The sequence below is a fragment of the Enterobacter sp. UNJFSC 003 genome (assembly GCF_036903355.1).
In the GTDB taxonomy this organism is placed as follows: domain Bacteria; phylum Pseudomonadota; class Gammaproteobacteria; order Enterobacterales; family Enterobacteriaceae; genus Enterobacter.
In genome coordinates, this window is sequence record NZ_JBAKHK010000026.1 from 1 (window position 1) to 1,311 (window position 1,311).

Below are 1,311 nucleotides of genomic sequence, written 5' to 3' on the forward strand. Positions count from 1 at the left end.
GCATTCATCAGGCGGGCAAGAATGTGAATAAAGGCCGGATAAAACTTGTGCTTATTTTTCTTTACGGTCTTTAAAAAGGCCGTAATATCCAGCTGAACGGTCTGGTTATAGGTACATTGAGCAACTGACTGAAATGCCTCAAAATGTTCTTTACGATGCCATTGGGATATATCAACGGTGGTATATCCAGTGATTTTTTTCTCCATTTTAGCTTCCTTAGCTCCTGAAAATCTCGATAACTCAAAAAATACGCCCGGTAGTGATCTTATTTCATTATGGTGAAAGTTGGAACCTCTTACGTGCCGATCAACGTCTCATTTTCGCCAAAAGTTGGCCCAGGGCTTCCCGGTATCAACAGGGACACCAGGATTTATTTATTCTGCGAAGTGATCTTCCGTCACAGGTATTTATTCGGCGCAAAGTGCGTCGGGTGATGCTGCCAACTTACTGATTTAGTGTATGATGGTGTTTTTGAGGTGCTCCAGTGGCTTCTGTTTCTATCAGCTGTCCCTCCTGTTCAGCTACTGACGGGGTGGTGCGTAACGGCAAAAGCACCGCCGGACATCAGCGCTATCTCTGCTCTCACTGCCGTAAAACATGGCAACTGCAGTTCACTTACACCGCTTCTCAACCCGGTACGCACCAGAAAATCATTGATATGGCCATGAATGGCGTTGGATGCCGGGCAACTGCCCGCATTATGGGCGTTGGCCTCAACACGATTTTACGTCACTTAAAAAACTCAGGCCGCAGTCGGTAACCTCGCGCATACAGCCGGGCAGTGACGTCATCGTCTGCGCGGAAATGGACGAACAGTGGGGCTATGTCGGGGCTAAATCGCGCCAGCGCTGGCTGTTTTACGCGTATGACAGTCTCCGGAAGACGGTTGTTGCGCACGTATTCGGTGAACGCACTATGGCGACGCTGGGGCGTCTTATGAGCCTGCTGTCACCCTTTGACGTGGTGATATGGATGACGGATGGCTGGCCGCTGTATGAATCCCGCCTGAAGGGAAAGCTGCACGTAATCAGCAAGCGATATACGCAGCGAATTGAGCGGCATAACCTGAATCTGAGGCAGCACCTGGCACGGCTGGGACGGAAGTCGCTGTCGTTCTCAAAATCGGTGGAGCTACATGACAAAGTCATCGGGCATTATCTGAACATAAAACACTATCAATAAGTTGGAGTCATTACCATCTCTTCAGAAAGACATTCGCTTGTTCTGTCATCAAAAACATCCAATCTAAGTAATGTGATGCCTTTGTGTTTAAAAAATAAAATTGAACTGTATGTTCTATGAGTTTACATC

The 1,311-nt window shown here is 47.7% G+C and carries 2 protein-coding genes and 1 pseudogene; 1 reads left to right on the forward strand and 2 read right to left on the reverse strand.

Annotated elements, in window-relative coordinates:
- On the reverse strand, positions 1 to 206 hold a 206-nt coding region (locus tag V5P19_RS22850; protein WP_334407805.1), incomplete at its 3' end, for a CatA-like O-acetyltransferase.
- A 278-nt stretch (positions 207 to 484) separates the two neighbouring features.
- Between V5P19_RS22850 and V5P19_RS22855 the strand changes: the two genes are divergently transcribed.
- Positions 485 to 1,182 (forward strand): IS1-like element IS1A family transposase gene (locus tag V5P19_RS22855; RefSeq protein ID WP_094096600.1). Its coding sequence is split into 2 segments (ribosomal slippage): positions 485 to 734 and positions 734 to 1,182, totalling 699 coding nucleotides; the frame shifts between segments, so codons are not numbered across the junction.
- A 14-nt stretch (positions 1,183 to 1,196) separates the two neighbouring features.
- Here the strand turns inward: V5P19_RS22855 and V5P19_RS22860 are convergent.
- Positions 1,197 to 1,311: pseudogene (locus tag V5P19_RS22860) on the reverse strand (hypothetical protein); the annotation flags it as partial.